The 22,118-nt window shown below is 34.4% G+C and carries 19 protein-coding genes and 2 tRNA genes; 5 read left to right on the top strand and 16 right to left on the bottom strand.

Annotated elements, in window-relative coordinates; genetic code table 11:
- Positions 1 to 547 precede the first annotated feature (547 nt).
- The 9 genes from BU804_RS08730 to BU804_RS08690 all read right to left on the bottom strand — a co-directional run bounded on the left by BU804_RS08730 (position 548) and on the right by BU804_RS08690 (position 8,136).
- Positions 548 to 1,642 (bottom strand): CDP-glycerol glycerophosphotransferase family protein, encoded by a 1,095-nt coding sequence (locus BU804_RS08730; protein WP_075883766.1) that lies wholly within the window; start codon positions 1,640 to 1,642, stop codon positions 548 to 550.
- 10 nt (positions 1,643 to 1,652) lie between these two features.
- A complete protein-coding gene (locus BU804_RS08725) occupies positions 1,653 to 2,729 on the bottom strand; it encodes a protein arginine kinase (RefSeq protein ID WP_075883765.1) in 1,077 nt (358 codons plus the stop codon).
- Positions 2,713 to 3,291 carry a UvrB/UvrC motif-containing protein gene (locus tag BU804_RS08720; protein WP_011176420.1) on the bottom strand — a complete coding sequence of 193 codons (579 nt, stop codon included), beginning with the start codon at positions 3,289 to 3,291 and terminating at the stop codon, positions 2,713 to 2,715. Before BU804_RS08720 ends, BU804_RS08725 begins: the two co-directional genes overlap by 17 nt.
- Positions 3,292 to 3,683: 392 nt before the next feature.
- A tRNA-Lys gene (locus BU804_RS08715) sits at positions 3,684 to 3,757 on the bottom strand.
- Positions 3,758 to 3,761: 4 nt separating this feature from the next.
- Positions 3,762 to 3,836, bottom strand: a tRNA-Glu gene (locus BU804_RS08710).
- A 107-nt stretch (positions 3,837 to 3,943) separates the two neighbouring features.
- The gene (gene frr, locus BU804_RS08705) at positions 3,944 to 4,495 is read right to left on the bottom strand and encodes a ribosome recycling factor (RefSeq protein WP_011176421.1); all 552 of its coding nucleotides are present in this window, start codon (positions 4,493 to 4,495) and stop codon (positions 3,944 to 3,946) included.
- An 11-nt stretch (positions 4,496 to 4,506) separates the two neighbouring features.
- The gene (gene pyrH / locus BU804_RS08700) at positions 4,507 to 5,262 is read right to left on the bottom strand and encodes a UMP kinase (RefSeq protein ID WP_075883764.1); all 756 of its coding nucleotides are present in this window, start codon (positions 5,260 to 5,262) and stop codon (positions 4,507 to 4,509) included.
- Between the two features lie 838 nt (positions 5,263 to 6,100).
- Positions 6,101 to 6,922 (bottom strand): glycosyltransferase family 2 protein, encoded by an 822-nt coding sequence (locus tag BU804_RS08695; RefSeq protein ID WP_075883763.1) that lies wholly within the window; start codon positions 6,920 to 6,922, stop codon positions 6,101 to 6,103.
- A gap of 128 nt (positions 6,923 to 7,050) precedes the next feature.
- A complete protein-coding gene (locus tag BU804_RS08690) occupies positions 7,051 to 8,136 on the bottom strand; it encodes an inverse autotransporter beta domain-containing protein (protein ID WP_075883762.1) in 1,086 nt (361 codons plus the stop codon).
- Positions 8,137 to 8,245: 109 nt separating this feature from the next.
- On the opposite strand from BU804_RS08690, the gene BU804_RS08685 reads away from it, so the two are divergent.
- From BU804_RS08685 to BU804_RS08665, 5 genes are all read left to right on the top strand, one after another.
- Positions 8,246 to 9,292, top strand: a complete 1,047-nt coding sequence (locus BU804_RS08685; protein WP_075883761.1) for a M24 family metallopeptidase — start codon at positions 8,246 to 8,248, stop codon at positions 9,290 to 9,292.
- Positions 9,293 to 9,453: 161 nt separating this feature from the next.
- The gene (locus BU804_RS08680; protein WP_075883760.1) at positions 9,454 to 11,223 is read left to right on the top strand and encodes a sensor histidine kinase; all 1,770 of its coding nucleotides are present in this window, start codon (positions 9,454 to 9,456) and stop codon (positions 11,221 to 11,223) included.
- A 66-nt stretch (positions 11,224 to 11,289) separates the two neighbouring features.
- Positions 11,290 to 12,282: an AAA family ATPase gene (locus BU804_RS08675; RefSeq protein WP_075883759.1), complete on the top strand. Its 993-nt coding sequence runs from the start codon at positions 11,290 to 11,292 to the stop codon at positions 12,280 to 12,282.
- The gene (locus BU804_RS08670) at positions 12,279 to 13,157 is read left to right on the top strand and encodes a DUF58 domain-containing protein (protein WP_075883758.1); all 879 of its coding nucleotides are present in this window, start codon (positions 12,279 to 12,281) and stop codon (positions 13,155 to 13,157) included. The genes BU804_RS08675 and BU804_RS08670 overlap by 4 nt, the downstream gene beginning before the upstream one ends.
- Complete coding sequence (locus BU804_RS08665) at positions 13,154 to 14,188, top strand: hypothetical protein (protein WP_075883757.1); 1,035 nt, start codon at positions 13,154 to 13,156, stop codon at positions 14,186 to 14,188. The genes BU804_RS08670 and BU804_RS08665 overlap by 4 nt, the downstream gene beginning before the upstream one ends.
- 307 nt (positions 14,189 to 14,495) lie before the next feature.
- Here the strand turns inward: BU804_RS08665 and BU804_RS08660 are convergent, their stop codons facing one another.
- The 7 genes from BU804_RS08660 to BU804_RS08630 all read right to left on the bottom strand — a co-directional run bounded on the left by BU804_RS08660 (position 14,496) and on the right by BU804_RS08630 (position 22,118).
- Positions 14,496 to 15,149 carry an outer membrane protein gene (locus tag BU804_RS08660; protein WP_075883756.1) on the bottom strand — a complete coding sequence of 218 codons (654 nt, stop codon included), beginning with the start codon at positions 15,147 to 15,149 and terminating at the stop codon, positions 14,496 to 14,498.
- Between the two features lie 175 nt (positions 15,150 to 15,324).
- Positions 15,325 to 16,434, bottom strand: coding sequence for an ABC transporter permease (locus BU804_RS08655; protein WP_075883755.1), 1,110 nt, complete (start codon positions 16,432 to 16,434; stop codon positions 15,325 to 15,327).
- Positions 16,435 to 16,443: 9 nt separating this feature from the next.
- Positions 16,444 to 17,571, bottom strand: a complete 1,128-nt coding sequence (locus BU804_RS08650) for an ABC transporter permease (RefSeq protein ID WP_075883754.1) — start codon at positions 17,569 to 17,571, stop codon at positions 16,444 to 16,446.
- Positions 17,568 to 19,298, bottom strand: a complete 1,731-nt coding sequence (locus BU804_RS08645; protein ID WP_075883753.1) for an ATP-binding cassette domain-containing protein — start codon at positions 19,296 to 19,298, stop codon at positions 17,568 to 17,570. Before BU804_RS08645 ends, BU804_RS08650 begins: the two co-directional genes overlap by 4 nt.
- The gene (locus BU804_RS08640) at positions 19,295 to 20,143 is read right to left on the bottom strand and encodes an efflux RND transporter periplasmic adaptor subunit (protein ID WP_075883752.1); all 849 of its coding nucleotides are present in this window, start codon (positions 20,141 to 20,143) and stop codon (positions 19,295 to 19,297) included. The genes BU804_RS08645 and BU804_RS08640 overlap by 4 nt, the downstream gene beginning before the upstream one ends.
- Positions 20,144 to 20,264: 121 nt before the next feature.
- Entirely contained in the window at positions 20,265 to 21,236 is a 972-nt protein-coding gene (locus BU804_RS08635; RefSeq protein WP_075883751.1) for a small ribosomal subunit Rsm22 family protein, read from the bottom strand.
- A 54-nt stretch (positions 21,237 to 21,290) separates the two neighbouring features.
- Entirely contained in the window at positions 21,291 to 22,118 is an 828-nt protein-coding gene (locus BU804_RS08630) for a hypothetical protein (RefSeq protein ID WP_075883750.1), read from the bottom strand.

The raw sequence follows: 22,118 nt of genomic DNA, 5'->3' as shown, positions 1-22,118 counted from the left end.
TTGAATCCCCTTTTGCCATAACCTTTCGTTATGAGTTAAATATATTTTATCTTGAATAGGTTATCTCCGACAAATTAAATAAGTTTTCCCTTTTCGTATATTTAACAGGCTCTTAATAATGTATGGAAAGAGAATGCTTATGTATTTTAGAAACAGGGATCAGATAAGCTAATACAAAAGAATTATTTTTGGAAGGCGTCTAAATCAAATTGTCCCCAATCATTAAAATTGTCAGATTTTTTTTAGATGCGTCGATTTTAACATATCTTGGCCATCCAATAGCGAATATGGGGTAACAATTTTCCTTTTTGACTGACCCATACCCAACCTGCTAAAATAAGAGTAAAAAATTTTTCGTCAATCAAACAAAGAGTTATTCCTTCTTGAATTTTAACATGGAAAATTTCGTCCTATTTAGGTTGTGAAATAAATAAATTTTATTTGAGAAGAAGCATATAAATTAAGCTACTAAGTTTAAGAAAATTTATTGGGAGCTGGGGGAATTTTTTTCCGTTTGAATGTAGAGTCGAATATAAATTTGTTATCATCAATCAAATTTTTTTGGAGAAAAAGTTGCCTGATAAATCATTTCTTTTAAATGATCAAAAGAAACTTCTTCACCAAAAGTATATTGGTAAATGTCTTGACGTATTTGATTATAGCGTGCTTGATCAAAACAAAGCTCTTTCTCTAAAATTTGATAAAACTGGGTATAGTTATGAGGTTGAATTTCAAATCCACAGCGATATAGAAATAAATTTCTATCTTTTTGGACGTCTCTTTTTCGTTGATTTAAGAAAAACATCGGGCGGTTGAAGGTGAGAAAATCATAGCCAATTGACGACATATCTCCTAAATAAATATCAGATCGCGCGAGTAATGGATAAATCACTGGAAAGTCTTGAACAAAAATAATATTTTCTTTTTTTTCATATTTTCCAATCATTTGATAAAGAGCCGGGCCATCCGTTTCCTCTAAAGCAGGGTGAATTTTAACCAACAAATTGTAATCCTCAGGAAGATCTTCAAAAATAGCCTGTGCATGCATAAAGGATGTCGTATGATCTTGGTCGTGACAAGTTGGAGCATACAAGATTGTGGTTTGCTTTTTTTTAAATCTTCCCCAAACCAGTTCTTCGGCGATGGAATCAAAATGAGATTGAAACATTTTGTAGTACAAATAGCGATAATTTCCTGTCCTAGGAGCAGCATTAAGATGATTTAGAATTTTGAAATCTTTGAACAAATCCAACATGTTTTGTCCGTATATTAATACAATATCTTCCCATACACTCTTTTCTAGCCAAAAGATTTTATCCGAAAAACCATGAGGGCAATGGACATTTCTTACCTCTTTTTGAAAAGCTTTTTCAAGTGCTTGAAATTTAGCATAGAAATCGTGGCGGTGCCAAGGTTCCGACTGAAAGAAGACGTCAAAATTTTCAATTAAATAACGAGGTGTAACATCTTCCCAATTATGTAGGAGGATTTTTAATTGAGGATAGAGTTTTTGAGAGTTGGTCGCATGTTTTTCATCTGTTAAGAGTAATGGCATCCCCATTGCTACACAAAGAGGGGCTAAATGCTCAGTCAAATGAACATATGAATTAGGATTTAAGCCGACACAGGCTTTTTGCTTCATATTTCTACTCTTAAATTAATAATGAGCTACCTTTTAAAGCTTTGTGGATAAATTCAGCCCTCTTATGAGGTATTTCTTCAGGGATCAATTTTTGTTTTTGGTGGCAGATTAAATGAGCTCGTCTGATACTAAACAACAAATTATTTAATGTCTTTTGGTCAATACCTTTTAACCAGTTCAAATCAAGACCCAATTTAAGTAAACTAATGGCCTTCATTGCTTCAATAGATTCAATTTGGTAAGAATGTAAAAGAATCGCATACGCACGACTAATTTTATCTTTGAGATCAGAAATTTCTTGGTCATGCTCTTGTTTTAAAATATTTCGAACACTTTTTTCTTCTAGGACTAATTTAGTCGCCAAAGTTCTTAATGAAGAAATAATATTTTCTTCTGTCATTCCAAGAGTATAATTATTATGAAAAGCCACAATATCGCCTATGATTTCATGGGGATTTCCTTGTAAACCTGTTTGCTCAATTCCCTCATCTTTACCTTTTTGCAAAACGTCATTCAAACGGTTTGTATAAATCAATCCGGGTAGATGCAAAAAAATAGTCACAATGAGGCCTGTTCCACATCTGGTAGGATCTGCGGTTAAAAAACCAAACTTTGAAGAAAAAGCAAAATTTACTAAATTATTTAAATTTGTTTCGATTTTAACTAATCGTTCCCAAGCTCCTTCTAGTTCTTCTTTAGTATCTACCCAATGCAGCATCAAATGATCGCGTAAATTGAAGCTGGCTAAAAATTCTCCCGAGGCATCTAATACAAATGCTTCACCCGTGTTCGCTTGATGAAAGCTTTCTGGTGTTAGAAAATGTTCCACCAACAATTCTTTTTCAATCGGTTGCATATCTTCAGCTTTAAAAAGCTGTGATTTTTTTAATAAATCATTTTTTAAAAGGTCTTTGTATAAAAGAGAAACGATCTGTTTCCGTTTATCTGTCTCCAGCTTACTTGGGAATTTGAATTTTTCTAAATTTCTTAAAAGCGTCAAAGTTGTTCCTAGCCAAATATCATTTCCATTAACACTCCAAGGGTTTTGATCACATAATAAAGAATAAGGGTTATTTTGATTCGTCACGCTCTTCCCCTTCTTTTTCTGGTTTTGAATCTTCTTTATGCTCTGTTAAGGCACGAATTTGATCTCTCAACAAAGCCGCTTGTTCATAATCTTCTCGTTGAAGAGTTTCTTTAAGAGCTTCATCAAGGGCTAATAAGCGAGAAGAAGGCTTAATGACTAAAGTTTCTCCAGGAGCTCGACCAATATGAATAGGTGATGATTTTTTAATCGAAACGAGGCGAGAAGTAAGTCGATTAGCGGCTTGAATTTCAGCTAATAGAATATTACCAAATACATTGTAGCATTCCGGACAGCCTAACTGATGTCCTCTTTTAACTTCTTCTAAAGTAGTTCCGCAATTTCCACATTCTAGAGCAGCCCCTAAGCCTACTTGACTTTGAATATATTCTTTTGGGCTTGTTCCATGCAGTCTTCGTTCCAACTCTGGACAACTTGCACACATACTAGTATGAGTCATATTCTCACCCACAATTTCTGTGTAGCGAACAGCAATTGGTTTTTTACATTCTCCACATTCAAGTGGTCTATCGGAAAAGTTTTTGTCTGGATTTTTATCGACCATCGAAATAAAACCTCTGAAATTAAACGTTATTAACCAACCAAATGATTTTTATTAAGAATTGGGCATTTAAAGAGTTCCAGCTTATTAAAAATTCAGTCTCATCAACCCTAACATCGTTATCATTAAAGTCATACCAAATCACACATTAATGTAAAATTTTTTCAAATAGCAATGTAAATTTTTTGCAAGAAGGATAAAAGGAGCCCTTACAAAAGTTTTTAAAAAAGAGGTTTTCGAAGGATCAAACGATTTAAAATTGTGGACTGATTTGTTTCAATATGTAAGAAATTAACTATTAAAAAAATAAAGAAAAAGCTTTTTGAAAAAAAGCACCTTATTAAAAGTAATCGCAAGAAAAGAGCTTATTAGAATAAGTCTGCCTAAAAGACATATGAGTCTTGATGGACTCGAACCATCGACCCCCTCATTAAAAGTGAGGTGCTCTAACCAACTGAGCTAAAGACTCTTGATGACCCCAAGGGGATTCGAACCCCTGTTATCGGAATGAAAATCCGGTGTCCTAGACCTGGCTAGACGATGGGGCCAGGTAAAAAACTTAAATCGTATTTAGAATAAATAGGATCCAAACTATTCTTCAATTTTTGATTGAAGAGGCTTTATCCTAAAATAAAGCCTCATTTTTTTACAAGCATTAAATTGTGGAAATTTCTTTTTCTTTTTTTTCCGCGATTTCATCAGCTTCTTTACAAAACTTATCCGTTAACTCTTGAATATTTTTTTCGAGTTTTTTTAAAACATCTTCTGCAATGATTCCTTCCGATTTTTGTTTCCTTGCTAATTCATTGGCATCGCGTCTGATATTTCGAATACTGACTTTTGTCTTTTCTTTTTCTTCATGGCAAATTTTTGCCATTTTTTTTCGAATTTCTTCTGTCATAGGAGGAATTTTTATACGAACAGAATGCGCATCAACAATAGGCATTAAACCTAAATTTGCTTTTTCAATACCTTTACCAATCGATCCTGCATTTTGAGGATCAAAGGGAGTGATTAATAATTGACGCGCTTCGGGAGCAGAAATCGAAGCAACATCTTTTAGACGCATAGGGCTTCCATAGACTTCTATCATCACATGCTCAACCATTCCCGGATTGGCACGGCCCGTACGAATATTTTTCAAATCATTCTTTAAATGTTCGATTGCCGTTATCATTTTGGTTTTAGTTTGATCAACTATGCTCATATTAACTCCTATTATCTATCTAGCTTGTTAGCTTCATGACCAATTTCTCCATCATCAACTAAAGTTCCATGGCTATAATCTGTTAAAACATGGTCTAATCTATTTTCAAATAGACGCTTCATGTTAAACACAAAGATAGGAATTTGATGATTTCTACATAAAGCAATAGCAGTAGCATCCATGACTTGTAATTTTTCTGCAAGCACTTGAGAATAAGAAATTCGATCATATTTGACAGCTTGGGTATTTTTTAAAGGATCCTGATTATAAATCCCATCTACCTTAGTTGCTTTAAGCAGTAAATTTGCTTGTATTTCACTTGCTCTTAAAGCTGCAGCTGTATCTGTTGTAAAATAGGGGTTGCCTGTTCCTCCGACGAAAATGACAACAATCCCCTCTTCTAAATATTGCAAAGCTTTACTCCATTGATAAGACTCTGCTACTTTTGGACAGTCTAAGGCACTCATCACGCACGTTTTGACTTCTAAACTTATTAAAGCTTGTTGAAGAGCGATGCCATTTAAAAGCGTTGCAAGCATCCCCATATGGTCTGCAGGAACACGAGGCATTCCATTTGCTTTAAGGTTTATTCCTCTGAAAATATTTCCTCCTCCAATCACAATTCCTAATTGAATTCCCAATTGTTGAATTTGTTGAATAGATTTAGTAATTTGAAGGCAAGCTTGTTGCTGGATACCAAAGCCTTGGTTACCAATCAACGTTTCTCCCGATAACTTGAGTAAAATGCGCTTGGGAAAGATGCTCATAAAATCCTTAGAAAAGGTAAAAATAATTTAAAATCCTTAAAAAGCTCTAGCTAAACTTTCCATTTGTAGATCAATACTGCGTTTAACTTCTTATAAAGCTCTTTTTTTTCAATGACAACTTTTTTGAAAGTTAAAACTTTAAGGAAGCATTAATTGCCTCTTTATTGACAAAAATCGCATGCATTGAAATAAATTTTGGAAACAATTTTTTCACAAGCACTTCTTTATGATGAAACTATTAAGAAATTAAAAGATGTGCTTATGTTAAAAACCCGGAATCAATAGGCAAGGTCTTTTTCAAGCTTATTTAGATACTGCTCAAATTGAGCAAGCCAAAATGTCTTTTCGTTAAAATCAGTCAAAAACCATTATTTACTACATAAAAAAAGTCTATGAGTTAACTCATCAAAATGGCACTTATCTTGTCGAATTAATGAAAATTTATTTAGCAGACAAGTTTTTCAAGTAAGCAGCTTCTCTATTCATCGATATTAATCCCTAACCCGGAGAATATCAATTTAGTTTAAAAAAGAGGCGTATGAGACTCTGGCAAAAGGAATACCCCCTTTCAATAGGCCACTAACGCTTATATATATAGAAAAAGCATTTAAACTAGTCCTGTTTAATAAATCATATAAAAAGCAAATTATCAGCTAATTCTTAAGTAAATAAAACATTTACCGATGTGAGTAGTTTAGAAGATTTAGAAGAAAAAATAAGTAGTACTTCTTTTATTTAGCTTCCTAAATTTTTGATTTATATCATTTTGAAAAATGTCATCTCAAACCCTATATTGATTATTTTCAGTATTCTAAAGATCTGTGAAGAAAGGGAGTAGTTAGTGCCTTAAATCCGCTATTCTCCTAAGAATATCTATTGATGCCATGCGTTCTTTTTCTTCTTCTAAAGAAAGATTATCGAAAAAATGAACCAAATATCCATATTTTTTTTCATTACTAATATATTGATCGACATTTTTTTCACGCGCCTTCCTAGAAAAAATGACAAACTCATAATCCTCTGATCCATCAATATAGCTTAGGTGATCAAAATATTTAGACTGAATTAGATAGGTGCAATGAACAACAGGAACTTTGAAAACACCAATCTTTTCATATGATACGATTTTTAAATAGTCGGGATGATAACCGTAATATCCCGTTTCATCAATTGCACAAAAAAAATTACTATAATAATTATTAGTTTCTAAAGATCGTAACAAGGGCGCAATAATAGGCTTATCTTGTTTGATAAGGTCTGTTAAAGTATCAGCTGTAATAAAATTATCACAATCAACAACAAAATAATAATCTGACTTTAAAAGCTTGGCATGTTCCAAACTGTCATTTCTAATTTTTGCCAAAATTTTAAATCTTTCTGGAGTCCACTCATGAGGGCGATTTGTTAAAACTGTGTTCAAATCTTGTTTAACAAAAATGACATCTTTATATAAATTTCCTTTTTCTTTAACCCAGGCTTCCAAAATTTCCTGAGTCTTATCAACATTGTTGTTAGTATGAATATAAATTGAGATACATTTCTTATCATAATCTAAATGTTCAATACAAGTTAAGAACGCAGGAAGTGTGTGTTCTTTATTACGAGCTAATAAGGCTAAAAGTACTGTTTGTTGATCACTGGGATGTAAATCTACAGCCATTAGCTGACCCATAAAAATATATAAAAATAAAAAAAGCTGTACTCTTCGAAAAAATGAATAAAACATAGGAGCTATTGGTGAAGGATTGTTTAAAAAAACTATAAATCTAATAAAATTGAAAAATAAGCCTAATCATTTCCACCACTCATGGATCTATCACACCAATTCCAAGTCCAGTAATGATTTTTACTAACAACTATCGAATCTTGACGATAAACAGGTCTTGTTAATGATGAGTGAGAAGGCGTAACCAAGCAAGTAGATTGATCATGAACAGGATTAAATAATGTGTAAAGATAATCAAATGGAACAGTGATTTCAGCTCTTCCTTGCACTCTTGTATGCCAAACAGAATCATGAGTCGCTGCCATTGATAATTCGATAAAATCTCCAAGTGTTGCTAATATTCTGGCTTTTCCACCAATGGTGTGATGCTTTTGATCATGGAAAAAAAAATTCTGGTCATGAGACCGTCTATAATAATATGGTCCAGCAGCAACATAAAGACCAATACCCTGACAACAAGAAGGTTTGACAAGCCAGGTACCAATTTCAGTGTCTAAGCCAGACCAAACATATCCACGCTCCCGCAATGTTGCAAAATAACTACCAGAATAGTCAAAAAGACAACATTGATCCCATCTGTTTTTATTGATAGGAAGGTAGCCATTGACTCTAAATTCAACACAATCTCCTAAAAGTTCAACTCCTAATCCTAATTGATTTAAATCCCAGCCATTAAAACGTCGATAGTCGTAATAACCATTCAACCCAACCATCCATCCGTTATACGAAAAATGGCGCAGCCCAATTCCTACGCTTCCTCCCCACTTACCCTGATCAAAAAGAAATGCTTTTCCATCTAAAAAAATCTGAAATGGGCGACAGGAAGAAAAAAAGGGAAAAATCATCCCACCAAATGTCCCATAGCTTTTTTGGCAACCCAAACTTTTACCAAATGTATAACTCAAATTTAAGACTACCAAATTTTTTGCATCATTCCGATTTTCTCTAGAAAAATAAGCTTCTTTCTCGATATTATTAGGAAAATTTCCTAATGTTATTTCTGAGCATGAAGGAGCGGGATTTTCTTGATGATCTGAAATAAAAACACTTTCTTCAAGCTCAGAGTCTAAAGTTGAATGACCTTCACTAAAATTAGCCACAACTAAATAAGGAAACAGTATTAACAAAATTAAATATGAATATTTCATTTAAAAACCTCTGGTTTTATTGCTTGAGATAATGATATTGTTGGTAATCTGATCCCCATGTTCCTTTATTCAATATCACATAAAAAATAATTGAATCTTACTTATTCTTATGAACTACGTCAATCGATTATGCAAACTTAGAGAAAAACTATCTTCTTTGCCTTGCGATGTACTCTTAATTGAACATCCCACCCACATTCTCTATTTAACAGGATTGGAATTATCTGCCGGGAAAATTCTAGTTAGCGAAAATCAAACATGTTTGATTGTGGATGGGCGATATTTTGAAATTTGCAACCAACAAACTCTTTATCCTGTCCTTCTTCTTCACGAATCTTCTCTCACAAATTGGTTAAAAGAATACCAATTAAAAAATTTGGGGATAGATCCAGAGACAACAACTTTTGGAAGATACTCTTTTTTATCTAGCTCTCTTTCTTCATGCACTATCATCCCTATTCCTTCTCCCTTACAAGAAATGCGTTTAATTAAAGATGAACAAGAGATTATTTATTTAAAAGAATCGGCAAAACTAGCTTTAGAAGGGTATCATTATTTAAAAACTTTACTCCAAGTAGGAGTAACAGAGGCAGAATTAGCCTTTGAATTGGAATTTTTCTGGAAAAAAAAGGGAGCGAAACAATTAGCCTTTGATCCAATTATTGCCTTTGGCTTTAATAGCTCAAAGCCTCATTATCGAGCTGATAAAGAAATTTTACAGGCTGACATGCCTGTGTTAATTGATATTGGAGTTGTCGTTCATCATTATCACTCGGATATGACTCGAGTTGATTTTTTTGGGAATGTTTCTGAACAAATTCAGTCTATTTATTCTATTGTTGAGGAAGCAAAGCATCAAGCAATGCATTTATGCAAACCAGGCACTTTGATAGGAGAACTCGACAATACTGCGCGCTCTTTCATTGAATCCAAAGGATATGGCGATTATTTTACCCACAGTCTTGGACATGGAGTTGGTTTAGATATCCACGAATCTCCTACCATTCGACGCTCAGGCCCATTTAGTGATTATCCCTTACAAGCAGGAATGGTCATCACGATTGAACCGGGAATTTATCTTAAAGAAGTTGGAGGCGTACGATTAGAAGATACTCTTTTGATTACAGAAACGGGTTACGAGATTCTGACTCAATAGTCATTACAAAATATATTCATTATCTATAAAAAAATTAGAAAATAATTGATTACTTCATTAAGTTAACCCAATCTTAACTAACTAACAGCAAATTATTTACTTTTTCTTAATTAAAATAGTTGTTACAATTTTATTAAATAAAAAAATTTCCTGGCTTAAACATGTTTAGTTTCCGACAAAAAATTTTTATTAGCTATGTATTTGTCTTTTGTATCTTCATTATTCCTTTGTTTCCTTTAGTTTCTCATTGGGTTCATCGAATTATCATCAAAGGGATGGAAAATCGTGCTTCGGAAATTATAGCTCATATTCAAGATGCTCCTAATAAAGAGACTTTAATCAAACGCTTAAAAGATCAAAAAAGTAATATTTTCTTTCGCATGGGAATTATCAGTGAGGAAAGTAAAGTATTATACGATTCTCACGTTAAACGTATTCTAGGGCCTAAGTTTCATCAGAATTATGTCCTAGATCATCCTGAAGTTCGTGAAGCATTTGATTGCGGATTAGGTTTTCACGAAGCATATTCCAAAATTCTTCAGCAAAAGTTTACTTATTTTGCTAAATCGTTTGGTTATCAGAATAAAACATACGTTTTGAGAACCGCCTTTCCTCAGCAATATGTCGATGAAATGACTCGAGATTTTGAAATTGGTTTCTTGGTATTTGCAACTGCGATTTTACTTTTATTTAGCATGATCACATGGATTGCCATGAACCATTTAACAAAACCTATTCAAAAAATCATCCAATCAGCTAGATCTTATCAAATGGGAGGCCAACAAAGCTTTTCAGAGATAGATACAAGTAATTTAAATCCTAAAGATGATTTTACAAAATTAGCTCTTACTCTCAATAGCCTATCAGCAAAAATTAGAAATCATATTCATATTTTAACGCAAGAGCGAGATGAGAAAGAAGCCATCTTAGAATCACTTGTGGAAGGAGTAATTGCCGTTGACCGTACAATGTGTATCGCTTATGCAAATCACATGGCAATCAAATTTATTGGATTAAATCAACTTGATTTAATAGGTCAAAAATTTTCTTCTCTAAACCAAGAAAAATACTTAACACTATTAAGACAATGTCAGGAAGAAGAAAAGCCTTTAACACATACTTTAGAAATAACTATCGAGGGAAAAAAACTTTATCTTGATATTGTTGCGGCTCCCAAAAGGAATAACAGTGGAGCAATACTTGTTCTACAAGATAAAACAGCGCACTATAAAATATTTGAAATGCGAAGAGATTTTATTGCTAACGCTTCCCATGAATTAAAAACGCCTATTACTATTATCCGTGGATTTGCTGAAGCACTTTACGATAATCCGGGGCTACCTCAAGATATTCAAAATGAAATTACCACTAAAATTGTCCGTAACTGTAAGCGCATGACGGCTCTTATTAAAGATTTATTAACCTTAGCAGATATTGAGAACATTCCTTCTTCTCGCTTAAGCTTATGTGATCTTTTTGATTTAACAACTCGTTGTCAATCTATGCTTCATGAAATATTTCCTGATGCCGAAGTGAATATCGAAACGTCAAGCGATGACATTAAATTAATAGTAGATGAAGATTTATTCGAACTAGCGATCATGAACTTGATTGAAAATGCTGCGAAATATTCTTCAAGGCCGGCACATATTTTTGTCAAATTAAACGATTTATCCGATCATATTGTGATTGAAGTTTCGGATCAAGGTATCGGCATTCCGCTTGCCGATCAAGAGCATATTTTTGATCGTTTTTACACGGTAGATAAAGCTCATTCTCAAAAAATGGGAGGATCAGGGCTTGGACTTTCTATCGTTAAAACAATTATTGAAAAACACTTTGGTACAATTACCTTAAAATCTGAATTAGGTAAAGGATCGACTTTTACGATTATCCTTCCTAAATCAAGTCGTCCAGAAGTGGAATTCTAAAGATTTTATTTACCGAAAATAGTGAGATTTCCCACAATGCGAGAAAACACTTGATAGGGAGATTTGATGACTAATGATGTTCGCTTAACTTCAGATTTAATTCACGAAGCCCAAAACAAAATTGATCAGATTAGACAAGAAATAGGAAAAGTTGTTGTTGGGCAAGCATTTTTGATCGATTGTTTATTAATTGGTCTATTTGCTGATGGCCATCTTCTCTTAGAAGGTGTACCTGGTCTTGCTAAAACCCTTGCTGCCACCACATTTTCTAAAATCATTGACTGTCAATTTAAAAGAGTTCAGTTTACTCCTGATCTTTTACCTGCAGACTTAATTGGAACCCCTATCTATAATCCTAAAGAGGGAACTTTTAGTATCAAGCAAGGCCCTATTTTTACCAATATTCTACTTGCTGACGAAATCAATCGCGCCCCTGCTAAAGTTCAATCCGCCTTACTAGAAGTCATGCAAGAAAAACAAGTGACAATTGGAGGAGAAACATTTGAGGCCCCTCGACCTTTTTTAGTTTTAGCGACTCAAAATCCAATTGAGCAAGAAGGAACCTATCCTTTAGCTGAAGCACAAACTGATCGTTTTATGATGAAAATTTTGCTTACTTACCCATCACGGGCAGAAGAAAAAGAAATTCTCAAACGTATTGGATCTTTATCCCCCTTACCCGCTATTTCAGCCATTCTTAGTGCAGAAGACATTCTTTTTTTTCGAAAGCTTGTCAATGAAGTCTACTTAGATGAGAAAATTTTTGAGTATATCTTAGATATTATTCACACAACGCGTAAACCCGAAGATTATCAATTAGGACAGATCAAAGGGTTACTCGAATATGGGGCTTCTCCAAGAGCCACCTTAGCATTAAAACAAGCTGCGAAAGCGCATGCTTTTATTAGAGGGCGTTATTTTGTAAATCCACAAGATATTAAAGATGTGTGCCTTCCCATTTTAAGACATCGTTTACGACTTTCTTATGAGGCTGAAGCCGAGAATTTAACAACAGATGCTGTCATTCGACAAATTTTAGATACGCTGCCTATCCCATGAATCCAACTCTACTAGAAATTTTTCAACATATCCGCCGCATCCAAATTGAAACAACCCGTAATGTAGATGATCTTTTTGCAGGAATTTACCGCTCAGCTTTTAAAGGTCGCGGCTTAGAATTTGAAGATGTTAGAGAATATCAACCAGGTGATGATATTCGAAGTATTGACTGGAATGTCACAGCTAGACTTCAAACACCCTATTTAAAAAATTTTCGAGAAGAAAGAGAGCTCACAGTGATGTTGGTAGTTGACATCTCTGCCTCGTCTCATTTTAGCCATATCAAACAGTTAAAAAGTGAATTAATTGCAGAAGTTGCTGCTTTATTAGCTTTTTCAGCTATTAAAAATCAAGACAATGTGGGATTGCTTCTATTTTCCAATCAAATAGAACTTTACTTAAAACCTAAAAAAGGGCTTCGACATGTTTTGAGAGTTATTCGTGAGCTTCTATTTTTTCAGCCTCAGTATCGGGGAACAGATCTTCAAAAAGCTTTAAGATTTTTAGGAAACGTCCAGAAAAAACAATCAACTTGCTTTCTAATTTCAGACTTTTTGACACAACCTTTATTTCATGCAATTCATATCACCGCCAAAAGACATGAACTTATCGGAATTCAACTCTATGACGAATATGAACAAATTTTCCCCTCTATGGGATTAATTTCATTATATGATTTAGAATCAAATAAAAAAGCATTAATAGATTCATCTGACAAGTCCTTACAAAAGTTTTATCAAGAGTCATCAAAATATAGACAACAATTATGGCAAAAAACATTTGCCAAAGCTGGCGCAGCATGGATTTCAATTCGAACAGATGAATCTTCTACTCAAGCATTGTATAACTTTTTTAAATTTAGGCATAAAAAGTGAGTTTTTGGATCCGATTCATCCTATTATTCCCTATATTCCTTCAAGCAGAATTAACATGGAATACTATCCAAAATGATATTTCTATTGGATTAGAATTTTCTTCAGAACATATAACCTTAGAGCAGCCTTTGGTCGTGAAGGCGAACATACATTCTCCCTCTTCTGATAAAATGAATAAAAATAGGCTTATCCATCAATTGACACATTCATTTAATCCCCTTCAGCCAGTTTTTGCAATCCAGGAAGTTGTTCAAACATTTCAAGAAGAAAATCAAAAACAACGTACAAGCTTTTCTCTTATTCTTTCTCCATTGCAAGTTGGAGAAATTCCTTTCTCTTTTTTAAATATTTTATTTGAAACAACAAAGAAAGATAAAATCAAAAATATTTTTACCCCCATTTTTTCTATCGAAGTGGCAAATTCCGAAGAATTGGATAAACAATTCTTACCTATTGCACCCTTATTCTCCATTGATCGTCAATTTCCTTTAACATTAACAGAGCGTAACCGAATTGATATCTACGAAAATAAAAAACAACTGGATTTAGAAGCAGAAAGAAATCAAAAAATTTTTTCAGAAAGGACGGTTCCTTGGCTAACAATCCTGCTGTTATTGTGTTTACTGTTTGCCTGGTATGGACGAAATATATTTTTCCTCAGGCATATAACTTTGCTTTCAGAAAAATTCCCAGAATTAAACGCTCAACAAACTTTATTGCTATTAAAACAAGAACAATTTCCCCAACAAGGTTTATACAAATCTTTTTACACACAACTTCAAGATTTACTTTTATCGTATTTAGAAAAGCATTTAAAGATGCGCTTAAAATCTTTCACTGCAGAAGAGTTACATTTTCAACTTATTCAATCTAATTTTTCCCCCACATGGATTGATCCCATTATCAACTTTGTAAAAAAAGCCAATCAAATTAGATTTTCTAATGATCCTCTCATAAATATAGAATGGGAGATGGATGAAAAACTTGTGAAAACAATTGTTTTTTCTCACCCGTCCAACAATCATTTTTAGCGTATCTCTCTAAAATCTTCTCATTTTACTTCTGATGAAAATAAAAGAGCTTTCTAGTTGAAAGTCATTAGAACAAACAAAGAACATCTATTTTTTGCACAGAAAGGAACAAGCCTCGCTCGTAACTCGGATAAAAAAAGAGAAATGCATAAAAAAAAGACTAAAATTTAAGGGAAATCTATTTAGCAAAGGTCTCAATTATTTCTTTTATCAATAGAAAAAAAATTAGTGATTGAAGCTCATTCTAAACGAACGACCTCAATCACCAATATAAGAAACAATTTTGAAAATCGGTACGTTCTAAAAATTAGAAACGATAACCGAGACCACCACCGACTTTAAATCCATTCAAGTTAACTTTGTGATGATGGCTAACATAATCACTGCTATTATGAGAATGGAACTTAAACTCTTGGAATACATAATCTACAAATACGTCAGCGAAAACATTTTCTGCCAAAGAGTAGTAAGCACCTAGTTGCACAATACCGCCCCATGTTTGCTTTTTACTTGTTTCATGAACAAAAGAAGAATGATTTTTAACTCTTACCCAATTGTAAGAAGCACCTGCTCCGACATATAAACTTGCATACGGATTGATATTGAATAAATATTTGACACCCAAAGTTAATGGGATCATACGAAGTTTTGTTCTATCATGGTCGCCAATCGAGTGGCCTTTCTTTTCAAATCCGCTTATGCCAACCCATCCACGCCAGTTATTGCAAAAACTTTTAGAAAGCTCAATTTGGTAGTCTGCCCATCCATTTCCATAAATATGCCTAACTTTTTTAGAACAAGGACGGAAGTAAGCAACTCTAGCTTCTACTGCTACATCATCTAAGAATGAAAATGAGCCATAAGAAGGATCACATGAGCCACAATCATTCCATGCTTGTACAGTACTTGAGGCGCTGAAAATAGCTACTGCAGCTAAAAATGTTGAGAAGAAAAGTTTCATATATATCGCCTTTTTAAGGGTTACAGAGAAATTTTTTTAGGCTTTGCGCATTTTTTCCGACTATATAAATTGATTCCAAAAAATGCAAGAGCCAATTTTTTCTCCTTTATAAATAAAAGAAAAACAAACAATCGGCCCAAACACAATTTATCAATAAATCATTTATTATTAAAGCCTAAGATAGACGACGTTTAAAAAGCCACTTTGCGCAAGCTAATGTAAAAATGGCCATCAAAAACATAGGCCATAAATTTTGAAAAACAATATTTAAAGGCATGTTTTTCAAAAAAACCCCTTTCACAATCACTAAAAAATAGCGAAGAGGGTTAAGTAATGTCACGGTTTGTAACCAAGATGGCATATTTTCAATCGGTGTAGCAAATCCAGATAACATCACAGATGGACTCATAAAAACAAATGTTCCTAAAATGGCTTGCTGCTGAGTCATACAAAGAGAAGAAATAAATAACCCTACTCCTACTACTGCACTAATAAATATAAATAAGCTTAAATATAAAATTGCAACCGAACCTGTAAAAGGAATTTGAAAAATAAAAACTGCAGCTAAAAGAATTATTGTTCCTTCTATCATCCCAATTAATAAAGCAGGAATTGTTTTACCCACCAAAATTTCCATGGGTTGAAGAGGAGAAACGAGTAACTGATCAAACGTCCCTAACTCTCTTTCTCGAGCGACAGATAAAGCTGTCACAATTAACCCCACCAACATTGTTAAAATTCCCATTAAATTGGGAACATTAAACCATTCATACAATAAATTGGGATTAAACCAATGACGCATGATGAGCTCAGAAGAAGAAACTGAAAATCCCGCCTGTTGGGTATAATCATGATTAAATTGATCAATCACTCTTGCGACATAGCCTTGAACAATTTGAGCTGTATTGGATTTTCTTCCATCTAGAATCAATTGGACGTCTGTTGCTTGCTCTTTTTTCAAGTTGCGAGAAAATTGTTCATCTAAGTGAATGACTAACATCACTTTTTGCTTATCTAGGAGTTCTTTAATTTCATGGACAGATTTCAGGTAATAAATAGGAGTAAAGGTACGCGAATCATGAAATCGTTGTAATAATTCAAATGAAGATGGTCCCCTATCAAGATTGAGAATGCCGATCGGTACATTTTTTACTTCTAATGTGCCAGCGAGTGCGAAAACAAATAGCTGAATAAGGGGAGGAACAATTAAAATAAATCGACTCTTTTTATCTCGCCAAACAGCTAAAAGTTCTTTAATAATTAAAGCTATAATACGAGCAATCATTCGTTTTTCCTAATCGAGTCTTTTCACTGTTTTTTTAGCAGTTAACAAATAAATCACACAGCCAATCAGTAACATCACTCCTGTATTGGGAATGATAAGTTTCCAAATGTTACCAACTAAGAAAATCGTTTGTAAACTAGAAACAAAATATCGAGCTGGAATCAAATAGGTAATCCAACGAATAGGTGCTGGCATACTAGAAATTTCAAAAATAAAACCTGACAAAATAAAAGCCGGTAAATATGAAGCAACGATCGCCGCTTGTGCTGCAGTAAATTGATTTTTTGTTAGCGTGGAAATTAGCAGGCCCAATCCCAAAGCTGTCCAAAGAAAGATGGTTGTGACAAATCCGAGTAGTAGCCAAGAGCCTCTTAAAGGAATGTGATAAAAAAAGACTGCGATACACACACAGACAGTCATAGCAAACATTCCTAGAATGAAATAGGGTACGAGTTTACCAATTAATAATTCTGTAATTGTTACAGGAGTGGACATCAAAGCTTCCATTGTCCCCCTTTCCCATTCTCTTGCCACAACCAAAGCGGTCAAAAGTGTTCCAATTAGGGTCATAATAATCGCTAAGGATCCTGGAATTAAAAAATTTCGACTTTCTAATTCTTCATTAAACCAAAATCTTGGCAAAGGACGAACAAATGGAATCTTTTGGTTAGACTGAATTGTTGATTCTTGAATAAGCCAGTTTTGCCATGCTCCTAGAATATAGTTTTGAACGAAGCTAGCTGTATTTGGTTCACTCCCATCCGTTAAGACTTGAATAGGAGCCTTATTGCAAGAACGCATTTTAAAGGAAGAAAAATACGAAGGAACAATGACAATTCCTTTAATAGAACCAGCAACCATAAGCGTATTTAAAGTATGTCTATCATGAGCCACAGTGACTTCAAAAAAACGAGAATCTTTTAAAGTTTGAGCAAAACTTTGTGCATCTGGGGAAGTATCTTCAAGAATCAATCCTATTTTAATATGATTGGCATCAAGTGAGACTCCATACCCGTAAAGAAATAAAAGTATCAGAGGCAGGATCAAGCTGATAGAAAGACTGCTTGGATCTCTCACAATTTGAAAAAATTCTTTGATTATCAATGCTTTTAAACGAATAAAAGAATTTATATTCATGTTGAATTCTCTTTTTCGTATTCTTCAATAAGGTGAATAAAAGCATCTTCAAGTGTTGGGTAGGGATTTTGAACTGTTTTTGCAATGCTTTTTAAATTCTCTGGAGTTCCCACCTGAATTAAACGACTTCGATAAATTAAGCCAATTCGATCACAGTACTCCGCTTCCTCCATAAAATGTGTTGTTACCATTACCGTCACACCTTTTTTAACAAGGCCATTAATGTGATTCCAAAACTCTCGACGGGTAATAGGATCAACGCCTGAAGTTGGCTCATCTAAGAAAAGAACTTTGGGATAGTGCATTAAGGAACATGATAAGGCTAAGCGTTGTTTTAACCCTAATGGGAGGGTTTCTGCAGATTTATTTAAATAGTCTTGCAATCCAAAAATAACAATCATCTGATCGATCATTTTTTGACGATGTTTTCCTCTTAAGTTGTAAATACCTGAGAAAAAATTTAAATTTTGAGAAACACTTAAGTTTCCATATAAAGAGAATTTTTGAGCCATATACCCGATTTGAGAACGCACTTTTCCAGGGGCAAGCTGTAAATTTAATCCATTTACAATGGCAGAACCCGCAGTCGGTTTGAGTAATCCACACATCATTTTAAATGTCGTCGATTTCCCAGCTCCATTAGGACCTAATAATCCAAAAATTTCACCTTCCTCGATTGTAAAATTAATATGATCTGCGGCTGTAAACGCCCCAAATTTTTTAACAAGATCTCTTGCTTGGATAATTTCTTTTTGGGAACCGGAAATTTGAGGAATCTGCAATGCTAAAGGTGAGGGTCCTTTCGGTCCCCCACCTAAAATATCGACAAAGGCATCTTCAAAACGAGGTAGGATTGGGATGACAGTTGCAGATAATCCTGCTGGTAAAGATAAGGGATTCAACTCTACATTAGAATTTTCTGTCACAAGGCGAATATCATTTCCTTGAATTATCCCATCTTTAACAAAAGGTTGATTTAAAATATGCGTGAGAATTTCTCGTCGATTTCCTTGTAAATGAGTGAGTTTGAATGTACGACCTCTGACCCGTTCCGCAAATTCATAAGGAGAACCATGATAAAGTAACTGACCTTCATTTAACAAAATGACAGAATCGCATTTTTCGGCTTCATCTAAGTAAGCAGTACTCCACAAAACTGTTATTCCATTAGTAATTAAATCCTGAACCATTCTCCATAATTCGCGACGAGAAATTGGATCTACCCCAACATTGGGTTCATCTAACAATAATAATTGAGGTTTGCGAAGCAACGTGCAAGCTAATCCTAATTTCTGTTTCATTCCTCCTGATAAAGCTCCAGCCAATCGTTTGGTGAATGGCTTTAATCCAGTAAAATCAAGAAGTTTATCAAATATTTCTTTTCTTTCTTCTTTTTCAAGACCTTTTAAATCGGCATATAGTGCGAGATTCTGATCAACTGTCAGATCTTCATATAAACCAAATTTTTGAGGCATATAACCAATGAGCGAATGAATATGTTTTGCTTGTTGAACGGTATCGTATTTAGCAACTGTGATAGAGCCACTAGAAGGTAAAAGCAAACCAGCAATTAAACGAAGTAAGGTTGTCTTACCAGCTCCATCTGGACCGGCAATCCCAATCATTTTTCCAGGCATAAGCTTAGCACTGAGAGAAGATAAAGCAGGAGGATGGTTGGGATCAAATATTTTAGAAACATTCTGAAGGAAAACTAAAGCTTCCGTCACAGGATTTCCTTAGTTTGTTTTTTTAATCGAAGTGTTACGGGCATTCCTTGACGCAATCCTTTATCAGGATTTTCAGCAATAATTCGTAAACGATACACTAAGTCTGTGCGTAATTTAGTTGTTTCTACTGATTTGGGGGTAAATTCAGCTACGGGAGAAATAAATCCAATATGCCCCTGATAAACCTTTCCTTCTTTTGTATCAGTGAATATTTCAACCATCATACCGGGATAAATCTCTCCTAGTTCAGGCTCTGCTACAAACGATCTAATCCAAATCGGAGAAATCAATGACAGAATATAAACAGGATCTGCTTCCCTTACGATAGAACCCGGCTCTCTGATACGTGTTAAAATCGTTCCATCATTGGGAGCGTAAATTTCTGTATCTTGTAAATTAGTCAAAGCAACTCCTAAAGCTGCTTGTGCTTCTTTTAAATTTGCCAATAAGACGTCACGAGAAGATAGAGTATCTTCATATTCCTCACTTGAAATCGCTCCAGTTCCAATTAGTGTACGTCTTCGTTCTATCAACTGTTCGGTATTTTTTAAAGAGGCTTCAATTGATTCTACCTGAGCTTTGGCTTGTAAAACTAAATCGACATAAGGCTGTTTATCAAGAGTGGCTATTAATTGTCCAACAGAGACAAACTCTCCTTCTTGATAAGACATCTGATCCACTCTTCCTTTTACTCTAAATCCCAAATCAACTTGTCTCACATCGACATTCCCATAGAGAGTAATAGAATCCTCACCCTCTTTTTTTTCTAAAAAATAATGAAAGTAAATATGAGCTACCGCTGCCAAGATAAAAAGGAAAAGACAAATTAAAGCAAATCGTTTCACAAATCAACCTATTGTCATTTAGACTTTTTTCATTAAATTTATTCTCAATTGACATAATCTTTTATGCAAGAAAAGTCAAAGATTAAAAATAAAACTCATTTTGTTGCTCACGAAAATTTATTTATTTCGCTGATAAAGGAAAGACTTCCCCCCATTCGAGTTTTTTAGCTATCTTGTATTCAAGAGGAGTTCGCTTGGAAATCGTTTCTTGTTGAATTCCGTTTGGAGTGCACAACGTAAACAGACTATGGCCGGATCGATGTTGAGGATGGCGTAAAATGCGGGCAGGTGGTAATAAAAGAGAGGACTTAGAAACAACAATATAGGAAAATTTTTCATCTTCGTAATTTAAAGTTCCTCCCTTCAAACGCCTGTGGAAAGAACTTCTTTCGATACGAGCTGCAAAATGGCACCAATCTCCTCTCAGAATCGGACATTTTAAGGCATGAGAGCAAGGAGCTACGATGTGTCCTCCCATATCGATTAATATTTGGCGAATAAGTCGAATCCTTTCAAAACCAGTCGGAGTCCCAGGTTCGATGATCACCAAAATTTCTTTTGTGGCTTGCCAACACTTCTGTAACACCGGAAAAATCGAGGCAGAAGATAATTCGCCTATTGAATAGGAAAGAGTAACCATATCATGCACCGGAAGCTCCTCTAATAGCTCAAGGTCCCCTATTTTCCATTGGCAATTTTGAAAAACAGCTAATTCTTTCCTCTGAGCTAATTTTTGACCCAGTAGAGCTAAAGCCTGGTCTTTTTCAAATAAAGTTGCCGTTTGCAAAGGAAAAATTTGTGTAGCAGCCCACAGAGTTGTTCCAGGACCTGCTCCTAGATCTAATAAAGAATGAATAGATAGGCCGTTGACTGTTTTTTTAATTTGATTGAGCGTTTGATAAACAGCAGCATAAGTGGCTGGTAGACGTGTAGCTAAATAAGAGAGGCGTTGCTGATCATTAGTCATGAACTGCTTTTTTTGGTGGGAGCGGTAACGATCTGTTAATACTTCTCTTGCATTTAGCAGTTCATTCCAACCTGCCTGTTCTAACGCTTCAATCACACCATTTTGTAGATCTTCGGGAAGTTGCATGTTTTATTACCTAAGCATGTTTCTTTCGTTTTTTTATTCAATAAGGAAAAAAGATTAATCATAAGGCTTTTTATCCGTTTTAGTCAGTTTAAAGTTAAGTAATTCGTTACTAATTCCTGGTTTTTGCTTTCCTTGAAAAGCTTCAATGAACTGAGCTCCGATATCGGCAGATTTTTCATTCCGCTTGACCAAAATAGCCTCTACCATCTCTTCGTTTCCAAAAATCGCTAAAAGTAATTCCCGAGAAGCAAGTTGAATCTCGATTTGCGGTTTTTCTGTATGCTTGATAAAGTTGAGCAACGAATAATAACCTTTCTCTTGATTACGTTGTGAAAGGGCAATTTTTTCATCTGTTCCTTCTTTTGTTTGCAATTCTTTCAACTTTTTTTTTGTTATAGTTCCTTTTAATATATGATAAAAAGCTTGTTGTAATACAGGATCTTCTAAACGAATACGTTGAATATCTTCGATTTGCCTAATTTTATTGATTTTATTTAATTTTTCCGCAGCTGCCATGAAGTCATCTAACATTTCGTGCACAAAATTGGGACGTTGACTTTCAAACTTTTTGTAAAAAGCTGCTTGCCCATACAAAATTTTGATTAAATCCTCTGTTATTTGACGTATTTGTCGAAAAACTTCTGGGTTTTTCTCCCGATTTTCCTTGTTAAAAAACATTGTAAAGGAGAGTTGACGCTGGGAAGGTTCATATTCTGCATGGAGATTCCTTTGATGCAAATTCAAAGCCTGTCGCTCATCTTCTTCTAAATAGACTTGATATTGCCGCTGAACAACAATTGTAGATTTAAATTTTTCTAATTTTTCCACTGTGATAACAGCTGTCATTAGAATAAGTATTAAAACGAGAGGTAACACATTCAT

Origin of the sequence: Candidatus Protochlamydia sp. W-9 (assembly GCF_001950615.1) — a bacterium.
In the GTDB taxonomy this organism is placed as follows: domain Bacteria; phylum Chlamydiota; class Chlamydiia; order Chlamydiales; family Parachlamydiaceae; genus Protochlamydia; species Protochlamydia amoebophila.
Note: the sequence above shows the minus strand (reverse complement) of the source record. Positions and strands in the feature narration are given on the sequence as shown.